Source organism: Swingsia samuiensis, from assembly GCF_006542355.1.
GTDB lineage: Bacteria > Pseudomonadota > Alphaproteobacteria > Acetobacterales > Acetobacteraceae > Gluconobacter > Gluconobacter samuiensis.
Window position 1 is genome coordinate 2,035,536 of record NZ_CP038141.1, and the last position, 22,386, is coordinate 2,057,921.

21 protein-coding genes and 1 tRNA gene are annotated in these 22,386 nt (G+C 43.3%); 13 read left to right on the top strand and 9 right to left on the bottom strand.

Translation table 11 applies throughout. From position 1 onward, the window contains the following. Nucleotides 1-87 precede the first annotated feature (87 nt). Together shc and E3D00_RS09675 are read left to right on the top strand one after the other, a co-directional pair. Entirely contained in the window at nt 88-2,010 is a 1,923-nt protein-coding gene (shc, locus tag E3D00_RS09670) for a squalene--hopene cyclase (RefSeq protein WP_141462461.1), read from the top strand. Next, nucleotides 2,007-2,642, top strand: a complete 636-nt coding sequence (locus E3D00_RS09675) for a nucleoside phosphorylase-I family protein (RefSeq protein ID WP_246091431.1) — start codon at nt 2,007-2,009, stop codon at nt 2,640-2,642. The genes shc and E3D00_RS09675 overlap by 4 nt, the downstream gene beginning before the upstream one ends. On the opposite strand, the gene E3D00_RS09680 is transcribed toward E3D00_RS09675, so the two are convergent. Then, complete coding sequence (locus tag E3D00_RS09680) at nt 2,632-3,426, bottom strand: RlmE family RNA methyltransferase (protein ID WP_141462099.1); 795 nt, start codon at nt 3,424-3,426, stop codon at nt 2,632-2,634. The two genes, E3D00_RS09675 and E3D00_RS09680, sit on opposite strands and share 11 nt — an antisense overlap. Then, nucleotides 3,423-4,550 carry a Ppx/GppA phosphatase family protein gene (locus tag E3D00_RS09685; protein WP_141462101.1) on the bottom strand — a complete coding sequence of 376 codons (1,128 nt, stop codon included), beginning with the start codon at nt 4,548-4,550 and terminating at the stop codon, nt 3,423-3,425. The genes E3D00_RS09680 and E3D00_RS09685 overlap by 4 nt, the downstream gene beginning before the upstream one ends. A gap of 159 nt (nt 4,551-4,709) precedes the next feature. Between E3D00_RS09685 and E3D00_RS09690 the strand changes: the two genes are divergently transcribed. From E3D00_RS09690 to E3D00_RS09705, 4 genes are all read left to right on the top strand, one after another. After that, nucleotides 4,710-4,783, top strand: a tRNA-Gln gene (locus E3D00_RS09690). Nucleotides 4,784-4,927: 144 nt separating this feature from the next. Then, nucleotides 4,928-6,415, top strand: a complete 1,488-nt coding sequence (gene guaB / locus E3D00_RS09695; RefSeq protein WP_141462103.1) for an IMP dehydrogenase — start codon at nt 4,928-4,930, stop codon at nt 6,413-6,415. 53 nt (nt 6,416-6,468) lie between these two features. Continuing rightward, a complete protein-coding gene (locus tag E3D00_RS09700; RefSeq protein ID WP_141462105.1) occupies nt 6,469-7,764 on the top strand; it encodes an RsmB/NOP family class I SAM-dependent RNA methyltransferase in 1,296 nt (431 codons plus the stop codon). 1 nt (nt 7,765) lies between these two features. Beyond that, a complete protein-coding gene (locus E3D00_RS09705) occupies nt 7,766-9,583 on the top strand; it encodes a cation:proton antiporter (RefSeq protein WP_141462107.1) in 1,818 nt (605 codons plus the stop codon). Here E3D00_RS09705 and E3D00_RS09710 read toward each other — a convergent pair. After that, on the bottom strand, nt 9,580-10,089 hold the full coding sequence (locus E3D00_RS09710) for a L,D-transpeptidase family protein (RefSeq protein ID WP_141462109.1): 510 nt from the start codon (nt 10,087-10,089) through the stop codon (nt 9,580-9,582). The genes E3D00_RS09705 and E3D00_RS09710 overlap by 4 nt on opposite strands. Before the next feature lie 159 nt (nt 10,090-10,248). On the opposite strand from E3D00_RS09710, the gene E3D00_RS09715 reads away from it, so the two are divergent. Further along, nucleotides 10,249-10,986, top strand: coding sequence for a response regulator transcription factor (locus E3D00_RS09715; protein ID WP_141462111.1), 738 nt, complete (start codon nt 10,249-10,251; stop codon nt 10,984-10,986). A 17-nt stretch (nt 10,987-11,003) separates the two neighbouring features. Here the strand turns inward: E3D00_RS09715 and xth are convergent, their stop codons facing one another. Beyond that, nucleotides 11,004-11,801, bottom strand: a complete 798-nt coding sequence (xth, locus tag E3D00_RS09720; protein ID WP_141462113.1) for an exodeoxyribonuclease III — start codon at nt 11,799-11,801, stop codon at nt 11,004-11,006. A gap of 56 nt (nt 11,802-11,857) precedes the next feature. Between xth and E3D00_RS09725 the strand changes: the two genes are divergently transcribed. The 4 genes from E3D00_RS09725 to E3D00_RS09740 all read left to right on the top strand — a co-directional run bounded on the left by E3D00_RS09725 (nt 11,858) and on the right by E3D00_RS09740 (nt 16,419). Beyond that, entirely contained in the window at nt 11,858-12,859 is a 1,002-nt protein-coding gene (locus tag E3D00_RS09725; RefSeq protein WP_141462463.1) for a dipeptidase, read from the top strand. A 230-nt stretch (nt 12,860-13,089) separates the two neighbouring features. After that, the gene (gene uvrC, locus E3D00_RS09730; RefSeq protein WP_141462115.1) at nt 13,090-14,991 is read left to right on the top strand and encodes an excinuclease ABC subunit UvrC; all 1,902 of its coding nucleotides are present in this window, start codon (nt 13,090-13,092) and stop codon (nt 14,989-14,991) included. A gap of 105 nt (nt 14,992-15,096) precedes the next feature. Beyond that, the gene (gene pgsA / locus E3D00_RS09735; RefSeq protein WP_141462117.1) at nt 15,097-15,678 is read left to right on the top strand and encodes a CDP-diacylglycerol--glycerol-3-phosphate 3-phosphatidyltransferase; all 582 of its coding nucleotides are present in this window, start codon (nt 15,097-15,099) and stop codon (nt 15,676-15,678) included. A gap of 120 nt (nt 15,679-15,798) precedes the next feature. Beyond that, a complete protein-coding gene (locus tag E3D00_RS09740; RefSeq protein WP_141462119.1) occupies nt 15,799-16,419 on the top strand; it encodes a hypothetical protein in 621 nt (206 codons plus the stop codon). A 37-nt stretch (nt 16,420-16,456) separates the two neighbouring features. Here the strand turns inward: E3D00_RS09740 and lexA are convergent, their stop codons facing one another. After that, on the bottom strand, nt 16,457-17,140 hold the full coding sequence (lexA, locus tag E3D00_RS09745) for a transcriptional repressor LexA (RefSeq protein WP_141462120.1): 684 nt from the start codon (nt 17,138-17,140) through the stop codon (nt 16,457-16,459). 182 nt (nt 17,141-17,322) lie between these two features. On the opposite strand from lexA, the gene rpmG reads away from it, so the two are divergent. Then, the gene (gene rpmG, locus E3D00_RS09750; RefSeq protein ID WP_141462122.1) at nt 17,323-17,490 is read left to right on the top strand and encodes a 50S ribosomal protein L33; all 168 of its coding nucleotides are present in this window, start codon (nt 17,323-17,325) and stop codon (nt 17,488-17,490) included. Between the two features lie 82 nt (nt 17,491-17,572). Here the strand turns inward: rpmG and E3D00_RS09755 are convergent, their stop codons facing one another. Together E3D00_RS09755 and eno are read right to left on the bottom strand one after the other, a co-directional pair. Continuing rightward, entirely contained in the window at nt 17,573-17,902 is a 330-nt protein-coding gene (locus tag E3D00_RS09755; RefSeq protein WP_141462124.1) for an FtsB family cell division protein, read from the bottom strand. Between the two features lie 130 nt (nt 17,903-18,032). Beyond that, complete coding sequence (eno, locus tag E3D00_RS09760; RefSeq protein ID WP_141462125.1) at nt 18,033-19,310, bottom strand: phosphopyruvate hydratase; 1,278 nt, start codon at nt 19,308-19,310, stop codon at nt 18,033-18,035. Nucleotides 19,311-19,415: 105 nt separating this feature from the next. Here eno and E3D00_RS09765 point away from each other — a divergent pair, with 105 nt between their 5' ends. Further along, the gene (locus E3D00_RS09765) at nt 19,416-19,901 is read left to right on the top strand and encodes a DUF3429 domain-containing protein (RefSeq protein WP_141462127.1); all 486 of its coding nucleotides are present in this window, start codon (nt 19,416-19,418) and stop codon (nt 19,899-19,901) included. Here E3D00_RS09765 and kdsA read toward each other — a convergent pair. Together kdsA and E3D00_RS09775 are read right to left on the bottom strand one after the other, a co-directional pair. After that, nucleotides 19,889-20,713 (bottom strand): 3-deoxy-8-phosphooctulonate synthase, encoded by an 825-nt coding sequence (kdsA, locus tag E3D00_RS09770; protein ID WP_141462129.1) that lies wholly within the window; start codon nt 20,711-20,713, stop codon nt 19,889-19,891. The genes E3D00_RS09765 and kdsA overlap by 13 nt on opposite strands. Continuing rightward, complete coding sequence (locus tag E3D00_RS09775; RefSeq protein WP_141462131.1) at nt 20,710-22,359, bottom strand: CTP synthase; 1,650 nt, start codon at nt 22,357-22,359, stop codon at nt 20,710-20,712. The genes kdsA and E3D00_RS09775 overlap by 4 nt, the downstream gene beginning before the upstream one ends. Between the last annotated feature and the right edge of the window lie 27 nt (nt 22,360-22,386).

Below are 22,386 nucleotides of genomic sequence, written 5' to 3' on the forward strand. Positions count from 1 at the left end.
CTGTTTAAATCTGGTTACGAATCTTTTTACTAAAATAAAGAAAAGGAGAGCAGTGTGAGCGAGGCTTCATTTCGCAGTTCTGTCGATATGGCAGATGTTGATCGTGCAGTCGATGGGGCTCATGCTGCTCTTGGGAACCTCCAAAAAGAAGATGGGCATTGGGTTTTTGAACTTGAAGCTGATGCAACAATTCCAAGTGAATATGTATTATTAGAGCATTATCTGGATCGGATTGATCCAGAAAAAGAAAATAAAATTGGTGTTTATTTACGCCGTATTCAGGGCGAGCATGGTGGATGGCCTCTTTATTATGGAGGGAATTTTGATTTATCAGCCAGTGTTAAGGCTTATTTTGCATTAAAAATTATTGGTGATGATCTGAACGCAGATCATATGAGACGTGCACGTGAAGCCATTTTAGCACATGGAGGTGCTGCAAGAAGTAATGTATTTACGCGTATTCAACTCGCTTTATACGGAGAGGTCCCTTGGAGTGCGACCCCCGTCATGCCTGTTGAATTGATGCTTCTGCCTCGGACGGCATTCTTTTCTATTTGGAATATGGCGTATTGGTCTAGGGTGGTTGTTGCATCTTTATTGGTATTGAGCGCATTAAAACCAAAAGCTATTAATCCGAAAGATGTACATATCCCAGAGCTTTTTGTTGAGCCTCCTGCACAGGTTAAGGATTGGATTAAAGGGCCTTATCGCTCCGTATGGGGGCGTGTATTTAAACATTTAGATACAGCATTGCGTCCAATACTGCCGCTTATTCCGAAGAAAATACATGAAAAAGCAATACAAGAAGCCGTTAAATTTATAGAGCCTCGCTTGGGAGTGGGAGGCTTAGGCGCTATTTATCCAGCTATGGCCAATGTGATCATGATGTACCGCGCTTTTGGTGTTCCAGATACAGATGCGCGTGTAGTGAAAGCATGGCAGGCTATTCAAGATCTTCTTGTCACGAAAGAAGATGAAATTTACTGCCAGCCATGTGTTTCTCCAGTTTGGGACACTGGGTTGTCTGGCTTGGCGATGTTAGAAGCAGCATCAGGGCTTAACCCTCAAAAACGTGAAGAAACAATTAATAAATTAAAGAAAAGTGCTGAATGGCTTAGGAAGAAACAAATCCTGGATGTAAAAGGAGATTGGGCGATTAATGCGCCAAATGTTCGACCTGGTGGTTGGGCCTTCCAATACGAAAATGATTATTATCCTGATGTGGATGATACTGCTGTTGTTGGTATGCTTTTACATCGGCTTGATCCAAAGGAAAATCAGGAAGCAATTGAGCGTGCTCGTGAGTGGATTATCGGGATGCAAAGCACCAATGGGGGGTGGGGCGCTTTTGATATTGATAATGATCTTGAGGCCCTTAACCATATTCCATTCTCAGATCATGGCGCTCTTTTGGACCCCCCAACGGCAGATGTCTCGGCGCGTTGTGTCTCTTTTTTATGTCAGTTAGGGCATCCAGAAGATCGGCCCGTGATTGAAAAAGGAATTGAATATCTTCGTAAAGAACAGGAGAAGGAAGGCTGCTGGTTTGGGCGGTGGGGAACGAACTATATTTATGGAACATGGTCTGTTCTATGCGCTTTAAATATAGCTGGCATTTCCTACAATGATCCGATGATCCGTCGAGCGGTTACATGGCTGAAAGATGTTCAGAGATCAGACGGCGGATGGGGAGAGGATTGCGCTACTTATGAAGGCACTGCTCCAGGAGTATATAAAGAAAGTCTTCCCTCTCAAACGGCTTGGGCTGTATTGGCATTAATGGCCGTTGGAGAACGTGATTCAGAGATGGTTAAGAAAGGAATTCAATTCCTCAAAGATCAACAGGATGAAAATGGCGAATGGCATGAAGAGCCGTATAATGCCGTTGGTTTCCCTAAGGTTTTTTACCTGCGCTATCATGGCTACAAACAATTTTTTCCATTAATGGCTTTGTCTCGTTATCGGAATCTGTTGTCGAGCAATAGTGGGCGTGTGGAGTATGGGTTTTGATTCTAGGTGTTTTAGTTGGTCTTAAAGAAGAAGCCAGAATTATTCGTCGTTTCTTACCAGATGCTCCCATTGCGACGAGTTATGCCACATCAGATGGAGCTCATAAGGCAGCACAAAGGCTAGTGCATGCTGGAGCGACGCATTTGCTATCATTTGGATATGCTGGCGGATTATCATCAAGTGTTTTACCGGGAACTATTATTATCCCAGATAGAGTTATAGTGGGGAAGGTCTCTTATAAAACAGATCCGCATCTAAACTCACGTATCAATATTGATAAAGCTCGGACAGGAAGTATTTTACATAGTTCTAAAATAATAGATAAAGTAGAAGAAAAGAATGGATTATACCGCAAGACGGGTTGCGTTGCAGTGGACATGGAAAGCGGTGCTTTAGCAAGCACAGGGCTTCCTTTTTCTGTTTTGCGTGTTATTTGTGACGATGTTAATCAGCCATTGCCTGAAGCTGCTATTTCAGGAATGAAAAATGGGAATATTTATATTAAAGGGCTTGTACGTTCTTTATTACAAGATCCCTCCCAGATTTCGAGTTTAATTGCGTTGGGAAAAGATGTTTCCCAAGCTAAGAAGTCTATAATTGACTTCTTAGAGCAGAATCCAATCAGTTTTTAAGGTTGTCTGGCCGGAAGCCTGTAGCAATAACGTATAATTCTTTGGACTCTTTGCGTGAAGCAGGGGGTTTTACGTGTTTTACAGATTGGAACGCGTGTTTCATGGTGTTTAACATTTGGTGTTCCGTTCCTCCTTGAAACACTTTAGCGATGAACGTTCCGCCATCTGCTAGGACGTGCATGGCAAAGTCCAATGCGCCTTCTGCGAGCCCCATAATACGTAAGTGATCTGTTGCGGCATGACCTGTTGTGTTGGGCGCCATATCAGACATCACAAGATCAGCAGGGCCGCCAAGGATGGTTTTTAGGCGGTCAGGCATATCAGGGTCTGTGAAGTCACCTTCGATAAAATCAGCGCCATGAACTGGGTCAATTGGGAGCAAGTCAACACCGGCAATGTGCGCGGCACCTCTTTTGATCGCTACTTGAGACCACCCGCCAGGAGCTGCTCCGAGATCGATAATACGAGATTCAGGTTTGATAATTTTAAACCGATCATCAATTTCAATGAGTTTAAAGGCTGCGCGTGAACGCCAGCCTTGCTTCCGTGCTGCAGCTACGTAAGGGTCATTTAATTGGCGGTTTAACCATCTTTGTTGAGCTGTTGTACGACCACGCGCTGTTTTTAAGAAAACAGTTTTATTGCGAGCAGTTTGAGAAGTAGATGCATCAAGAGAAGCATCTTCTACACCGGGTGTTGATGTGCTTTTTAATGCCTTTCCAGGAATTCTATTGGCATCATTATTTTTTTTACGTGAATTTGAGCGAAATTTAGAAGAGCTCATACAGATAAATAACTTTCAAAAGGCATGTGAGGCTGTATCCCAACACGAAAATGGCTCTTTGGACGATACGAGTGTGAACGAATACGATAGTTTCGTGCCATACGCAAAAGCATTCCGTCCCTCAGCCCACGATCTGCTATGGTTATTTTGTTGATTGGCCAGCTTTGATGGATAGCTTCAAAAATAGCGCAACCCGGAAGAACGTATTTAACACGCTCTTTTCCAACGCAGGGATGTAACCCTCGTAAATTATTTGGAATCTCTTGTAAGGTTTTAATGGCTTCCTTCATGACAGAACCGGGAAGTGTAATGCCATCAATAAGTGAGCGGTCGTATTGAGGTAAACGAAGGGCTATTCCAGCAAGTGTCGTGACTGTACCAGAAGTCCCAAGCAGGCAGGTTTGACCCTTACTCACCTCATCACGAATACGATGTGTCGCTTCAAATTCAGAAAGAAGGCTTTTCACATAAGAGACCATTTTTTTGTAAGAAATGGCATCATGGCCTTCGCCAAACATTTCCTGAAGAGCAATCACACCAGTAGGTAAGCTCACCATACCAATTAATGTCTGAGTTTTGCGTTTATGATCTATCTGAACCCATGCAATTTCGGTTGACCCACCGCCAATATCAAAAATAATACCTCGTTTATGAACAGCACGAGCGTAATGTTGAGCCGATGGGAAAAGAGGAGAGCAGCTTTCTAGGGCAAGCTCAGCTTCTTCACGCGCTGTAATAATATCGATTGTAAGACCGATTTCTTTCTGAACACGGTCTAAAAATTCTTTTCCATTAATTGCCTGACGGCACGCTTCAGTTGCAACAGCCTGAACATGGGAGAGTGGCCATTGTGTCATGCGGTCTGCACAAATTTTTAGAGCATCAAGGGTGCGTCTCATAGCGTCTTCCGCCAAAAAGCCGCTTCCTCTTAAGCCTTCTCCGAGTCGAACAGCACGGTTGAAATTATCAACTACTCGAAACCCTCGTGCTGTTGGTGCAGCAATCATAAGGCGGCAATTATTCGTTCCTAAATCGATAGCGCCAAAAAAAGGTCCTGCAAGACGAGGTGCCATTGAAGAAGTTGAAAAATGTGAGCTGAGAGTTTGTTGACCACCCTGTTTCATTTTCGATTAGGCTCCCGGCCTAGCGCTCCTTAGACCTTAAATTAATTATATAATAACATGTTTCTACTTAACGCAGTAAAGTGAGAAAAATATCATTAAAAAAAATAATTATCGTACTTGCGTTTTATGATATTGATCTTTATGTAACTTTTGGCCGCTTGGGAGATAGTTTAGCGGTAGAACTACCGGCTCTGACCCGGTCAGCCCTGGTTCGAATCCAGGTCTCCCAGCCAAAAATACTAAAAATAAAAATTATATCTTCCCATAGGGGGGGATATTGGTTTAAGAGGACCTGCCAACAGCCGGAAGGGCTATTTGGCCCCCGGTTTATATATTTTAAGATTCTTTACATATAAAGAATGACGGGGCACGCAGGTATGACATCTTCACACAATACGAATTCGCGCATTAGCGAAGCTTTAGCTTTTGATGACGTTTTGGTAGAACCTGCGGAATCTTCAGTATTACCAGCTCAAGCATCGACAAAAACACGTTTAACACGTTCGATTGAGTTAAATATTCCTCTGATGTCTTCTGCAATGGATACCGTTACAGAAGATGCAATGGCCATTGCAATGGCTCAACAAGGCGGGATGGGTGTTATTCATAAAAACCTGTCTGTTGAAGAACAAGCAGAGCAGGTTCGGCGTGTTAAAAGATTTGAATCCGGGATGGTGGTTAATCCCGTTACTGTCGGGCCAGATCAAACTTTAGCCGAAGTACAAATTATTATGGATCGGCACGGTGTCTCGGGTTTGCCTGTCATTGAAGAAGGTTCTGGTCGTCTTGTTGGAATGCTGACAAACCGTGACATGCGGTTCACGTCTGATCTGAACACCCATGTAAAAGACTTAATGACCCCACGGAGTGAGTTGGTCACAGTTTTGAATGGAGCTGCTCCAGAACAAGCGCGTGAACTTTTACATCGTCATCGTATTGAAAAATTGCTTGTCGTTGATGAATCTGACCGTTGTATTGGTCTGATTACAGTTAAGGATATGGATAAGGCGACGACACATCCCTTAGCTATTAAAGATACACAAGGACGTTTGCGCTGTGCTGCGGCTGTAGGGGTAGGGGAAGATGGTTTAAATCGTGCTGCTGCGCTGGTGGATGCTGGGGTGGATGTGATTGTTGTTGATACGGCACACGGGCACTCCCAAGGTGTACTGACAACAGTTGAAACTCTAAAGGCCCGTCATCCTGGGATCCAAATTATTGCGGGTAATGTTGCCACCCCTCAAGCTGCTCGTGCTTTAATTAAAGCTGGTGCTGATTGTATCAAAATTGGGATAGGGCCTGGCTCTATTTGTACAACGCGCGTAGTTGCGGGGGTTGGTGTACCTCAGTTTTCAGCTGTGATGGAAACGGCTGCGGCTTGTCATGAATTGGATATTCCAGCTATTGCAGATGGTGGTATTCGAACATCTGGGGACATTGTCAAAGCGATTGGAGCCGGTGCAGATGTTGTGATGGTTGGTTCTCTTTTGGCAGGAACGGATGAAAGCCCAGGAGAGACATTCCTTTATCAAGGACGTGCATATAAATCCTATCGTGGGATGGGGTCTTTAGGAGCTATGGCTCGCGGTTCTGCTGACCGTTATTTTCAAGCAGAAGTGCGTGACACCCTAAAGCTTGTTCCAGAAGGTATTGAAGGGCAGGTAGCATATAAAGGAGGAATGGCTCCGGTTGTGCATCAGCTTGTTGGTGGGCTGAAAGCGGGCATGGGCTATACTGGCTCCGCTACAATTGGGGAACTTCAAGTCAAAACGATGTTCCGCCGTATAACAAATGCGGGCTTAAGAGAAAGCCACGTACATGATGTTACAATCACACGTGAGGCTCCAAACTATCAACGTGATTGATATTTTTGTTTTAAGCCCTCGCATAATTTAGATAAAAAGGTTAGGGGGTCAACATGACCCCTTCAGCCCGCCTTTCTGGTGCTATTGATCTGCTTTGTGCGATTCAGAATGCACCCCGCCGCCCAGCCGATGCTACTGCGAATACATTCTTCCGCGAACGTCGTTATATAGGCGGTGGAGATCGGCGGACTATTTCAAATCTTGTTTGGGATGTTTTAAGAGGGTGGCGCCGTTTACATTGGCATTTACAAAATACGAAAGGTGATATTTCACCACGGATTTTGTGTGCGGCTTCCATGGTTCTTTCAGGTAATTCTATGGAGCATGTGCGCCAGCTTTTTTCTGGTGAACGATATGCTCAATCGCCTCTAACGTCGCGTGAAGATATTGCGCTTAAAACACTTGAGGGCAAAGAGCTCTCTCAGCAAAAGCAACCAATTGCCGTTCGGTTAGAATATCCAGATTGGATAGAGAGTTTGCTTAAAGAAACATTTGGTTCAAAAATGCCAGATGAGATGGAAGCTATGCTTGGCCTTCCAACGTTGGATTTAAGAGCGAATTTATTAAAAGTAACTCGGGAAGAGGCCCTGAATGCGTTAAAGCGTGAATCATTACATGCTACTGCAACACAGCTTTCCCCTTGGGGTATTCGGCTTGAAGGGCGCCAACCGGTTACAGCCGCCCAAGCTTTTAAAGATGGTTTAGTTGAAATTCAGGATGAAGGGTCACAATTGGTAGTTGCTGCTGCCGATGCACACCCTGATCAGAGGATTGTTGACTATTGTGCTGGAGCAGGAGGGAAGACGCTTGCTTTAGCTATGGCTATGAACAACAAGGGCCATATCGTTGCGTGTGATGTGCATGAAAAACGTCTTGAAGGGGCTGTTAAGCGGCTTAGGCGTGCAGGGGTGCATAATGTAGAGCGCCACCTCATAACGGTAGGAGATAAATGGGTTAAACGTCGTGCAAAAAGCTTTGACCGGGTTTTGGTTGATGCTCCTTGCTCAGGCACGGGAACATGGCGCCGAAACCCAGATGCAAGGCTGCGCTTAACCCCGCAGGATATAGAAGAGTTAGTTCAAAAACAGGCTGAAATTTTAGACAGGGCTGCTTCATTAGTAAAACCCGGTGGACGCATGATTTATGCAACTTGTTCTTTATTGACGCGTGAGAATGATGAACAAATCTCTGCTTTTTTAAAGCGTAATGATAATTTTGTATTACTTCCCGCAGATGAAATGCCAGAATTGCTTCCTAAAATACTTCGAGAAAAGTCCTCTTTTTCTTTGACACCTTTACGCAATGGAACAGATGGCTTTTTTGCATGTGTTTTAAAGAGAAAAGAATAAAATGCCGTATGATATTTTTATAGGAGTTGCGGCAACATTTGGTGCAGGAACACTCGCTCAATGGGTGGCATGGCGCTTTCGTCTTCCTGCAATTGTTTTGCTGTTTACGATTGGCTTATTATTAGGGCCTGGCTTTGGTGTTTTACATCCCTCAGAAACAATGGGGTGGGTTTTTAGACCATTAGTCTCCTTATTAGTGGCTATTGTTGTTTTTGAAGGGGGGATGGCGTTAGATATTCGCCATTTAAAGGAAGCGGGCGAGGGCGTTGCTCGTTTAACTATGGTTGCGCTTCCAATCAACTGGGTATTAGGGGCTGTTGCAGCGCATTATGTTGGTCATTTTGAGTGGGGCTCTTCTTTATTATTTGGTGCAATTATTGTTGTTACAGGGCCAACCGTTATTTTGCCGCTGTTAAGAAGTGCAAAATTAAAGCCTAGGGTTGCCTCTTTTTTACGGTGGGAAGCTATTGTTAATGACCCATTGGGAGCTATTTTAGCCGCGGTTGTTTTACAACTGATGCTGTTGCATGTTGATTTAAATACGGGTGTTTTCTTTACGCACACATTGCCAGATCTTTTGGCTGCAACCATAGAGTCTGTTGCAGCAGGAATTTTACCTGCTTATCTGATACGCTATTTGTTTATTAGAGATATGATGCCTGAGTTATTGAAAACTCCGGCGCTTATTACACTAGCCCTTTTGATTTTTTCTGCGTGTAATATGGAAATGGAAGGGGCAGGATTAATTGCCGTTACAATATTTGGAATGGCCTTAACTAATCTGCACATCCCTGGTCTTTCTGAAATACGACGTATTAAAGAATCTATGGTGATGCTTGTTGTATCCGTTTTGTTTATTTTGTTAACGGCTGACCTGCATCGTGAAGTATTAGAACATCTTTCTATATCTATTTTCGTACTAACATTAGTTGTGTTGTTTGTTGTTCGCCCGTTAGGGATATTTCTATCTACCCTTGGGACCAGTATGCCATGGAAAGAGCGTGTTTTTGTTGGCTGGATTGCTCCTAGAGGAATAGTCGCAGCGGCTGTAGCGGGCGCGGCAGGTATAAGATTAAAAGAAGCAGGCTACCACTCAGCTGATCTTATTATGCCTGCTGTTTTTGCTGTTATTGCCGTTACAATGATTTTGCATGGGTTTTCGTTGAGGCCTTTTGCTCGAGCTCTTAAGCTCACACTTTCCAATAACCCGGCGATTGCGATTGTGGGGGCTAATAACTGGTCTATTGATTTTGCTGGGTGCTTATCACGCGAGAAAATTCCGGTCTTGCTCGTTGATAATCGTTCAAATGCTCTTAATATAGCTCACAAACGGCATATCCCTATCTTCCGAACAGAGCTTTTATCGCAACATGGGCAAGAAGCGTTGGAAGAACGGCCGGTAGACTATCTTATTGCGACGACAGCAGATGGAATTTACAATGGCATGGTTTGTGGCCATCTAGCACCTTCAATGGGGCGGGAGCGTGTGTTTCAAATTAGTCCAGGGGTGGCGCGTTTAGATTTTTATCATGGATTATCAAGGGATGCTCGCGGGAAGGTTCTCGGAGAACCTGCGTGGAATTACACCTTGTTTGAAAATTTGTATGCGCAAGGGTGGAGATTTTTATCCCGGGTCGTTACGGAAGAAGATATTGAGACTTTTGGAGCAGATGAAGAAAGGTTGGATATTCTTATCAGTCGGAAAACCTCAATTCTCATTCGCTCGGCCGAAGACCCAACTAAAATCACTCCGAATGTCGGAGATGTGATGGTCTCAATGGCACCTCTAGTGATCAAGAACACAGGAGTAACAGCTTAGTTAGCTTCTACTTCGATCGTATCAAGGCCTTCGCTTAAACATTGGCGAAGGTCTTTTTCGTTTAAGGCTATGCATCCTTCCGTAAATCCACTCGCGGGCGGGAGGTGCAGAAAAATAGCTGAGCCTCGACCAGGAATGGGTGGAGCATCATTCCAACCCAGAACAATGCAAATATCATAAGTGTGATCCTCTCTCCATAACTGTTCATGGGAACCTTCATGAGGGAGATTGACATGCTGATTATAGTGAATGTGTGTTGGATCATCGCACCAGCCATCTTTAAGGCTGATCGGTTGAATAGGAATGTTTAAAGGTGTGATAGGTTTATTAAGACGATCGGCTCGATAAAAAATTTTTTGCAACGGAAGTATACCCACAGGCGTTGTATAATCACCTTCCGTTTTGTCTTGATTTAAGCCGTTTTTTCCAATGAGAGCGGTAAACTTTTGTTGATTGAAGTATAAAAAAGCCTGAGAATCTTCGATTTTCAAAATAGCTTTCTTCACAAAACTGTTTCCTTTTTGCTCAATCTTTGTAATATTTTAACCGATAAGTGCTTTAAGAGTATTCCTTAAATGAATATCTTTTAAAGATTAATGCACTATTTTGAGTGCGACACATAGCGGATGTGACATTTTCCGCCGAGACAAGACGAGATAGGTACTATGGCAGGAACCCGCCCCATCCTCGTAGTTGATGATGATGACACATTGAGATCACTCCTTGCTGAGCAACTTCGCCACGGCGGAGAGCTTGAAGCGGTTGAGGCTTCTTCTGTAGCTTCAGCGCGTGAGCTTGTGAATCGGCCAGGAGCACGTTACGACGCAATGCTTTTAGACGTTACGTTACCAGATGGTGATGGACGTGATTTTTGCTCCGAATTAAGAAAAGCTGGTGTACGGATGCCAATCATTATTCTGACAGGATCAGATGATGAAAGTGATGTCGTACGTGGATTAGATGCTGGTGCAAATGATTATGTAGCGAAGCCATTTCGGATTGGCGAATTGCTTGCACGACTTAGAGCCCAGCTTAGAATATTTGAAAATAGTGAAGACGCTGTTTTTGATGTTGGTCCGTATGTATTTCGTCCATCGTCAAAACTATTGGTTGAAAAAGCGAAGAATCGTCGTATCCGCTTAACTGAAAAAGAAGCTGCAATCTTAAAGTTTCTGTATCGTGCAGGGCATAGGCCTGTAGCGCGGCAAGTGCTGTTAAATGAGGTATGGGGTTACAACGCTGCTGTCACCACACATACTCTTGAGACACATATTTACCGTTTGCGTCAGAAGATTGAGCCTGATCCCAATAAAACGTCTTTGCTAATAACAGAAGGCGGGGGATATCGGTTAGAAGCAGAAACACATCATGCTGTTTCTGCTCCTGCCTTTATGCCGGCTTAAAATAACAACAAAGCCGGTTATGATGGATTTATGTCCATCATAACCGGCACGTGGTCTGACGGGGTTTCCCAGTCACGGGCGTGACTTAAGACAGTGATATTTTGAACTTTTTCTTTTAAATCTGGTGAGATCCAGATGTGGTCAAGGCGACGGCCACGATTGGATTTTTTCCAATCTTTATTACGATAAGACCACCAAGTATAGAGTTTTTCACTTGCCGGAATAATTTGCCGCATTGCATCAATAAAGCCAGTATTTATCCATTCGTTAAGGCTTTCTGTCTCTACGGGGGTGTGGCTAACTATTTTTAAAAGTTGTTTATGGCTCCATACGTCATTTTCTAGAGGTGCAATATTTAAATCCCCTACTAAGATACTCCGAGTAGGAGGTGTTTTTTGAAACCAGTTGGTCGTTTCTTTTAAAAAATTTAATTTATGAGCGAATTTTTCATTTTCTGTAGGATCTGGAATATCACCGCCGGCAGGAACGTAAAAATTATGTAATAGAATAGGTGCGTCTGGAGTGCCGATAGAGACAGCAAGGTGGCGGCAATCTTTTTTCCCGCACCATTCAGGGAAGTGATCCACTAATTCTAAAGGGTAGCGTGAGAATATAGCGACGCCGTTATAACTTTTCATTCCTTTATAAAGGTAGTGAGGAAGTCCTAGGTCATCTAAGGCGTGTTGAGGAAAAAGGTCGTCATGTACCTTTGTTTCTTGAAGGCAGATAATATCTGGCGTTTCTTCTTCGACAAGCTTTCTGAGTAAAGGAAGCCTTAGACGGAGAGAATTAATGTTCCATGTTATGATGCGCATAGAATTTAGCGAGCACCTCTCTTGTGTATTGCGTGAAGTTATACAATGTAAAATACATGATTGATTTACATGACACACTCCTAACGTTCGATACTCATATTGATATTCCTTGGCCGGATCAAAATGATGCGTGGACTGAAAATACATCCCGTAAGTTTGATACCCTTAAAGCTCACAAAGGTGGACTGAAAGCTGTTTGTTTAGCCGCTTACATTCCTCAAGGCAGTAGGGATGAGAATGGGCATGAAGAAGCATGGCAGAGGGTTCAGGCCATGTTGGATGTCATAACTCGTTTAAATGGGAAAAAGGCTGATATCCAAGCTAAGGTATGCCACGGGTCCAAAGATATTAAGAAGGCTGTAGAGGCTGGGTCTATTGCTATAGTTCCGGCAATAGAAAATGGATATGCCCTCGGAGATAAGCCTGAACGTATCGAATTTTTAGCTCAAAAATATGGAGTTCGATATATGACACTTACTCATAATGGGCATAACCTTCTAGCAGATGCGGCTATTGCACGGTCTGATTTAAATGATGCGTCAACCTTACATGGGGGGCTGTCTGCGTTAGGAAAAAAAACGATCCAGATAATGAATAAACATGGCGTACTTGTTGATGTATCGCATGCGGCTAAATCAACAATGATGCAGGCTTCTGAGATTTCTGAAGTCCCTATATTCGCTAGTCATTCATGTGTGCGAACATTATGCGACCATCCCCGTAATTTAGATGACGAGCAGCTGGATCGACTGAAAGAAACAGGGGGGTTAATACAGATTACAGCTATGAGTCCTTTTTTACGAAAAGGTGGTGGTGCGACAACAACAGATCTTGCCCAACATGTGGCTTATGTTGCAGATCGCATTGGGGTTGAACATGTTGGGGTCTCATCTGATTTTGATGGTGGAGGAGGAATAGAGGGCTGGCAAAGTGCTTTGGAGACACCCAATGTCACGCTCGCTTTAGAAAAAATTGGTTTTAATAAGGATGACATTTCTAAAATATGGGGTGGGAATATGTTAAAGTTACTTAATAAATCAGAAGAAATGAAAGTCTAATTAAAAGAGGAAGAAAGCATTTTATCATGGTGTTTTTAACTGATTACTCGGGAGATAAGCACCATATAAGATTATTTATTTCGTCATTCAGAAAGACCTGTTTTTTCTAAGCGAGTGATTAAAAAATAGGCAATCTGATATCAAAGCTGGTGGAGCTTGGGTTTCATCAATTTGTCATGGGGAAACCCACAGACTTGTCCACACAAACGGTGGATGACTGAAAAAGGACTATGAACGCTTTTTCTCAAGATGAACAAAAAAGCTCAGATAGCACCCCACTAACCGTTCAGAAGAATGGAGTGGAAGCTATTCGAGAAGCTTTGAAGACAATTCCCCAAAATCCCGGAGTTTACCGCATGCTGGGGGAGAAAGGGGAGGTGTTATATGTAGGGAAAGCATTGAACCTTAAAAATAGGGTTACATCTTATACAAGAATAAGCCAGCTACCGGACCGATTGCGTCGCATGGTTTCTTTGACGTTTTCTATGGAAATAGTCATTACGCACACAGAGGCCGAAGCACTCTTATTAGAAGCTAATTATATTAAACGCATGATGCCTCGGTTTAATATTCTTTTACGTGATGACAAAAGTTATCCGTGGCTTATGTTAACAGAGAAACATGAATTTCCTCAGATTACCAAACAAAGAGGCAAACCCGTCAAAGGAGCAACATATTGGGGGCCATTTGCATCGGCTTGGGCCGTTAAACAAACATTAAATCTGCTACAGAAAAGCTTCTTACTAAGATCATGTTCTGATTCTGTTTTGAACAGCCGGACACGCCCGTGTTTGCTTTATCAAATTAAGCGTTGTTCTGCTCCATGCGTCGATAAAATTACACCATCAGATTATGATGAGTTGGTTAGCCAGGCTAAACAGTTTTTGTCTGGAAAAAATACAGATCTTCATCAGGAGCTTGTTTCGCAAATGGAAGCAGCTTCTGAAGCGATGGAATATGAACGCGCTGCGGCGATACGGGACCGTATTCGTGGGTTTTCAAGTATTCAGAATTCTGGAGTTGTGAATCCTGCCACTATCATTGATGCGGATGTTGTTGCTATTGGTCAGGAGGCTGGTCAGAGTTGTATTCAAGTCTTTTTCATTAGAGGCGGCCGAAACAATGGGAACCGTGCATTTTATCCTGTGCATGCAGCAGAAGATTCAGCAGAAGAGATTCTTTTTTCCTTTTTGATGCAATTCTACGATGACAAGCCGCCACCTTCTACGATTTTGGTGAATCGTGATTTAAATGAGAAAAAACTTTTAGAAGATGCTCTCACAATAAGCCGTAAGCAAAAGGTAGAAATTCTTTTTCCCCAAAGAGGTGAAAAAAAATCTGTCATCGATCATGCAGCGTTGAATGCTCGTGAAGCTTTAGAGCGTAAACTTGCAGAACATGTTGGACAACAAAAACTTCTGGAAGGGGTGGCTAAAATATTTCAATTGCCAGCGCCTCCTAAACGAATTGAAACCTATGATAACTCTCATATCATGGGGCAAGCTCCTTATGGGGTTATGGTCGTTGGGGGGCCAGAAGGTTTTGAGAAAAAATCATACCGTAAATATGCGATAAAAGGACCAGTCACTCCAGGGGATGACTTTGGAATGATGAGAGAAGTTATGGAACGTCGCTTTAATAAAAAGAAAGTGGAGGAGGAACAAAATTTACCAGATTTGCTTTTAATTGATGGTGGGTTAGGACAATTCAATGCCGTGAAAGAAATTTTAACCAGTCTGGGAATAAACAATATTCCAATTGTAGCTATCGCTAAAGGGCCAGATCGCGATGCGGGAAGAGAATGGTTTTTTACGGAGAATCAGCAACCTTTTCAATTACCCCCTCAAGATCCAGTTTTATATTATTTACAGCGCCTTAGAGATGAAGCGCATAGATTTGCCATTACAACGCATAGAGCAGGACGCTCTAAAAAATTAAAACAATCTGAACTTGATGATGTCCCTGGAATTGGAGGGGCACGAAAGAAAGCGTTACTTCATCATTTTGGCTCAGCAAAAAATGTACGCCAGTCGAGTTTGGAAGAGCTGGAAGCCGTTGCGGGGATAAGCACGGCAATAGCCAAGACGATATATGGATATTTTCATCCAGAGTGGGTGAAAAAACAGAGCTAAAGGGAGGGCGGAAGGAATTTAACGTTTGACGGAATGAATATAAGATTTCATATTTGTGGATGAAAATATTATGCAGACCACAAGAAGCATTTAAGCTAACGACCAATGTTAACTGACTTACCAAACATTCTCACCTTATTGCGGATTGCTTCCATCCCTGTTCTGGTTGGTCTCTTATCTTTCCATTCCCCTTATGCACGTTTAGGCGCTTTCATTGTTTATGTTTTTGCCTGCGTTACAGATTACTATGACGGTGCACTGGCGCGCCGATGGCACCTGTCGTCTGATTTGGGAAGAATGATGGACCCTATAGCTGATAAGCTTTTGGTTGGTTCTTTGCTTCTCGCTCTTGCAGGGCTAACGCATTTACCTATTTTTTCCATTTATGCGGCTATTCTCATTATGATTCGAGAAATTCTTGTGAGTGGTTTGCGAGAATATATGGCGCATCAATCATTAACGTTGCCGTCATCTCGATTAGCAAAGTGGAAAACAGGGATTCAAATGATTGCAATTGGCTTCCTCGTTGCCGGGGATGAGACAGCACAGCTCATTCAATGCTCTTTTCTACATGCGTCTTTGGTAGGGGGAGTATTATTATGGTTGTCTGTTATTCCAACCATTGTAAGTGGCTGGCGTTATTTAACCGTGAGCCTATCACAAATGACTTCAAACATGGTTCGTTAATTTGATGCATCATTTTGAAGACATTTCAGATGATAAATATTTAAAAGTTTTTTACTCAACATCTGGCGCTTTTGTTTAAAGCCAGCTAAAGAGAGTAAATCGACCTTATGGGAGTTAACAATGCGTAAGGCCGCTCTGCTGGCACTACCTCTCGCTCTGAGCGGATGTTCAGGCATGGGCAAATTTTTCCACGATACTTCCGTTTTGTCTGGAAGTAACCCGAATGCTCCAAGAGGAGATAGCGTCAATATAAGACGCGTGCGTGGAGAAAATGTAGCCATTCAGCCTATATTACCTGAAAATGGAAATATGTGGCCCGGTACACCACAGCCATTGCCAACATTAAAAGATGTTGAAGATCCTAATAGCTTCTTTAGTCGTGCTTTGGGAGATCCTGCTACTTATTTCGGTGGGGCTAATATCGATAAGAATTTCATGGGTGGTGGAATCGGAGGATCTGGTCCTCTAGGTGCACGTGGTCCCCAAATGCCTTCAGGGCAAAGTATGTCTGTTGGTGAAAGTACAGATGCTCATTATGGGGTTTCTTTAGATAGAAGCCATATGTTCCCGCCTTTGCCTTCTAGCGTTCCAGACAATGCTTCACGCTTTATGGGTAAAAACCCCAATGGAACAATCGTCATTCCTAACGGAGATGGGACAAGTACACTGATTGCACCAGATGGAACGGTTCATGTCGTAGGTGGAAAAGCTAGTATTAGCAGGCCGAACAAAAAGAAATAAAAGAAAATTAGTAGAGGTAAGATTCCTCTTATCTCTACTAATATTGCCTAAAAAGAGCTATTAATCTTCCTTGAATACGAATGCGTTCAGCAGAGAATATTTTATTCTCATAAGCACTATTCGCGGCTTCAAGAGTAATTTCTTTTCCTCTGTGTTTTAATTTTTTGAGCGTTACTTCCTGTTCGTCGATAAGAGCAACAACAATTTGTCCATTCTCTGCTCTATCTCCACGGCGAATAATTGCAATATCTCCATCCACAATGCCTTCACCAACCATAGAATCGCCTGAGATAGTCAGAGCATAATGATCACCTGCTCCAAGGAGAGAGGGAGGCACTTGAATTTGAGTTACTTCATCTTGAAGTGCCTCAATAGGAATGCCTGCTGCAATTCGGCCATAGAGAGGAATAGAAACATGTTTTTCTTCTACAGCTTCCTGAGAAGGTTCAGAGAAAGAAGAACTGAATTTATTTATTTTTGCAGGCAAGGTGTGCGGAAGGCTAGTTGTCGGAGGAACCTTTAAAACATCTAATGCACGTGCTCGATTATGGTGACGTGTTAAAAAACCTCGCTCTTCTAGCGCTGATATAAGGCGATGAATACCAGATTTGGATTGAAGACCTAAAGCAGATTTCATTTCTTCAAAAGAAGGGGAGTAACCGTTTTTTTGAACATATTCCTTGATATAAATAAGCAGTTGATGTTGTTTTTTTGTAAGCATATGGGAGTTCCTAAGCACTTCCAGAGAGAATAATCTGTTGATATTTAGATTACAATTGAGTATTTTCTCTATACAGACTTGACCTTTGCAAGACAAATCAGCATGGTGCGTCCAACTAGGTCAATTTGTTGTTTTCTGCATTTTGCAAGCAGCATAAGTAAAGGCACAAGCCTGAGGGTGATATGGCAAAAACCAACGTTATTCAAATTCGTCTTGTATCGTCAGCTGACACAGGTTATTTTTATGTAACCAAAAAGAATGCTCGCTCTTCAACAGGGAAAATGGAAGTTCGTAAATACGATCCTGTTGCACGTAAGCATGTCACTTTCCGTGAAGCAAAAATCAAGTAATTCAATACTTTCCTAAAAAGGAATGTAAAGTTTACTTATAGGCAGCTTAGGCTGCCTTTTTTATTATTATTTAGAGTGACGACTAAAATAATTTATTGCGTTTGTCGTACGGGACAACGATATCGCCATCTTGCGTTAAATTGAGCATAGCGCGAGAACGCTCATCTAACATATCAGCATCTAAAGCTTTTTCTTTTAAAGCAGCCACTCGTCTGCGCCAGACAATCTGTTCATCTTGTGCATCTTGCTTAGCTTGCAAAGCTTCTTTCTGAAGGCCTAGCTGATCTTGATAGGCTCGAATACCATGAGCACCATGAAGCGCATTCCAAGCGAAATAAACAGTTAAGGATAAAAAGAAAGTAGGGGGGGCAACAACACGAAAGGCCTTCTTAAGAATTTTTCGAAGTCCCATGAAACAAAATGCCCCTCTAAAAAGAAAATTTATATTAGTCTAAACATCACTTTTAAGCAAAACAATGACAGACTGAAAATAAATTACATATGACAGTCTTTATTTTCAAAAGACTGTCATATGTGAATGATTAGGCTTTCAAAATGCCACGGCCTGCATAACGCGCTGCTGAACCTAATTGTTGCTCAATCCGAATCAATTGATTGTATTTAGCAGTACGATCAGAACGAGAGAGAGAGCCTGTTTTAATCTGACCACAATTTGTAGCCACAGCTAAATCAGCAATTGTTGCATCTTCTGTTTCACCAGAACGATGGCTCATGACACAGTTAAACCCTGCTTTATGAGCTGTTTCAATCGCTTCAAGAGTTTCTGTTAAGGTACCGATTTGGTTGACTTTAACCAACAAGGCATTGCCAGCACCAGCCTTGATGCCACGACGGAGGCGCTCAGGGTTTGTAACAAAAAGATCATCCCCAACGAGTTGAACTTTTTTACCTAAACGAGAGGTTAATTCTACCCAACCTTCCCAATCATCTTCAGCTAGGCCGTCTTCGATAGAGGCGATTGGATATTTGCTAGCTAGATCTTCAAGGTAAGAGATCATTCCAGAAGAATCAAACTCTTTTCCTTCTCCTTTAAGAGAGTATTTACCATCTTTGAAGAACTCAGAAGAGGCGCAGTCTAGAGCAAAGGTAATATCTTCGCCTAAACGATAGCCTGCTGCTTCAACAGATTTAGCCATAAACCCAAGAGCTTCGTCGGCAGAGCCTAGGTTAGGAGCGAAACCGCCTTCATCGCCAACGTTCGTATTAAATCCAGCAGCGTGCAGGCTCTTTTTTAAGGCAGCAAAAATTTCTGCTCCCATACGAACAGCTTCTGCAATGCTGGATGCACCAACAGGCTGGATCATAAATTCTTGAATATCAATGGGGTTATCTGCATGCATTCCGCCATTGACGATGTTCATCATTGGTACGGGAAGGGTATGTGCAAAAACACCACCAACATAACGATACAGAGGAAGTTCGAGTTCTTCTGCCGTAGCTTTTGCAACAGCAAGAGAAACACCTAAAATGGCATTTGCACCAATACGGGATTTATTAGGTGTACCATCAAGATCAATCATTGCATTATCAATCGCAATTTGATCTTCTGATTCTGCTCCTTGAAGCACTTCAAGAATATCGTTTTCTACAAAATGACAGGCTTTCGTAACGCCTTTACCGTTGTAGCGGGATTTATCTCCATCGCGTAACTCAACAGCTTCGTGTGCTCCGGTGGAAGCACCAGATGGAACCGCAGCGCGTCCGCGTGCACCAGATGACAGCTCAACATCAACTTCAACAGTTGGATTACCGCGGCTGTCCAGGATTTCGCGTGCAGTGATATCAATAATAGCGCTCATGGGAAGCTTCTCCTGGATATAACATGAACTAAATAGGGCTCAGTATCGTTTGAGACAGACAATACTATTCCTTCTTAAAGTCATAAGACAAGGTCAACCACGCACATGCAACTGCCTTTCCTCGTTCTTGTTCTCGGATTAGGGGGTTTAATTCCGTTTATCACACTCGGTGGTTGGATTTTTCTGGCTGGATTTTTCTCCCCTTTACCGCACCTTACCGTCATTCTTTTAGCTTATAGTGCATGCATTTTATCATTTATCGGGGCTGTGCACTGGGGCTTTGCCATGGAACGCCCTGATATTATCACAATTCGGGGAACAGAAAAAAAAGATCAGCAGAGACTCCTGCTTGGAGTTTGCCCTGCTTTATGGGCGTGGCTGGCATTATGCGTAGGGCTGCTTTTAGACCTACGGGTGGGTTATTTTTTAGAAATAATCGGATTTTTATTCACTCTTTTTGTCGAAAGAGCTGCGTGGAAGAAAGGAAATCTTCCACCAGGATATATGCCGTTAAGGGCTTTTCTCACTGCGGGGGCCACCATAAGCTTGCTTATGGCAGCAATGTCCCCTTTGCAGCATTATGATTTATAGGATTTAGATAAGCTATCAAACGCTTTTAAACGTTTTAAGAGATTAGGCATATCACTCAGCGGAACCATCGTTGGCCCATCACTGGGTGCATTGTCTGGGTCTTGATGCGTCTCAATAAAAACAGCAGCAACTCCTACAGCCAAGGCTGCTCGTGCAAGGGGCTCTACAAACTCACGCTGTCCGCCTGTTGCAGCTCCTAGTCCCCCTGGTTGCTGCACCGAATGAGTAGCGTCAAACACAACGGGGAGCCCTGTTTGTGCCATGACAGGTAAGCCACGCATATCGCTAACGAGAGTATTATACCCAAAGCTCGTGCCTCGATCACAGAGCATAATTCTCTCATTCCCCGTTGAAGAGAGTTTCGCAGCGACGTTTTTCATATCCCAAGGTGCTAAAAATTGACCTTTTTTGACGTTAATTGCGCGCCCAGTTTCACCGGCTGCAATTAATAAATCCGTTTGTCGGCATAAGAATGCTGGGATTTGTAAAACATCAACGACTTCTGCTGCTGGAGCACATTGGTCGACAGAGTGTACATCGGTTAAAACAGGGATATTAAATATCTCACGAACAGTGCCTAAAATATCTAGGCCTTTATCCATTCCAATCCCACGCTCGGCGCCAATAGAGCTTCTGTTGGCTTTGTCGTAACTGCTCTTATAAATAAGGCCAATACCAAGATCTTTACATATTTTTACCAGAGCATCCGCCATTTCTACGGCGTGATCTTTTGATTCAATTTGACAGGGGCCCGCAATCAGAGTGAAGGGCTCACTCTGACCAATGGTTAAATCACCGACTTTGAAGGTCATTTACTTTTAGCTTTCTTTTTGTTTTTCGTTTCTTTGAAAGCCGCACCAATAAGACCTGCAAAGAGAGGGTGGGGCTCAAAAGGCTTTGACATCAATTCTGGATGATATTGAACGCCAATAAACCATGGATGATCTGGGTATTCGACAATTTCTGGAAGCACTCCATCAGGAGACATACCAGAGAAACGTAAGCCTGCTTTCTCCAGTTTGTCTTTATAATGTAAATTCACTTCCCAACGATGGCGATGGCGTTCACGAATATCTGTTTTTCCATAAATTTCAGCCACGCGAGAGCCTGGTGTGAGTTTTGCAGAATATGCCCCGAGACGCATTGTCCCACCTAAATCTCCACCTTCACGTCGACGGAGCTTCTCTGTTCCACGTGCCCATTCAGTCATAAGGCCGACAAGAGGTTCATCTGTCGGGCCAAATTCTGTGGAAGAAGCTTTTGGCAGACCTGCTAGGGAACGAGCACATTCAATAACAGCCATCTGCATGCCAAAACAAATTCCTAAGAAAGGAATATTATTTTCACGTGCATAACGAACGGCAGAAATTTTCCCTTCTGAACCACGCTCTCCAAAACCGCCCGGAACTAAGATAGCATCAGCATTGCTTAACCGTTCGGCAGTTTTCCCGCTTTTTTCAAATTCTTCAGATTCAATCCAATCTAAATGAACTTTTACATTGTGAGAAATGCCACCATGCAGGAGCGCTTCTGCAAGAGATTTATAGCTATCGAGCAAGGCCGTATATTTACCGACAACGGCTACACGAACCTCTCCTGTCGGTTGACGGATGGCGTGAACAATCTTTTCCCACCGCGATAAATCTGGCTCTCCAGAGAAAGGAAGACCAAAATATCGTAAAACCTCTCGGTCCATTCCTTCCTGATGATAGGAAATCGGACATGCATAAATCGTGTCAACATCCAACGCAGCAATAACAGCTTCAGGTCGAACGTTACAGAAATTAGCAATTTTACGACGTTCATTATCAGGAATAGGCCGATCTGAGCGGCAAAGCAGAACTTGCGGTTGTATACCAACGTTCTGAAGCTCTTTTACAGAATGCTGGGTGGGTTTGGTTTTAAGTTCACCCGCAGAAGGAATGTAGGGCAAAAGCGTGAGATGAATATTCATCGTATGCTCATGACCAAGATCGTTCCTTAGTTGGCGAATAGCCTCAAGGAATGGCAGGCTTTCAATATCACCAACAGTTCCACCAATTTCGACTAAAACAAAATCATACTCGTCTGTGCCAGCAACGACGATATCTTTAATAGCATCCGTGATGTGCGGAATAACCTGTACGGTTCCACCGAGATAGTCTCCTCGGCGTTCACGAGCAATCACATCAGAATAAATACGACCCGTCGTTGCATTATCTGCACGACTCGCATGAACGCCTGTAAAGCGCTCATAGTGGCCTAGATCAAGGTCTGTTTCAGCACCATCGTCTGTAATGAAAACCTCACCATGTTGGTAAGGACTCATCGTGCCTGGATCTACGTTTAAATAGGGATCTAGCTTGCGCATGCGGACTTTATAGCCGCGCGCTTGAAGGAGGGCAGCAAGGGCAGCAGAAGCAATACCCTTACCGAGAGAAGAAACCACACCGCCGGTGATAAATACGAAACGCGTCATGGGCGTTCGTTATACACCGAAGGAATA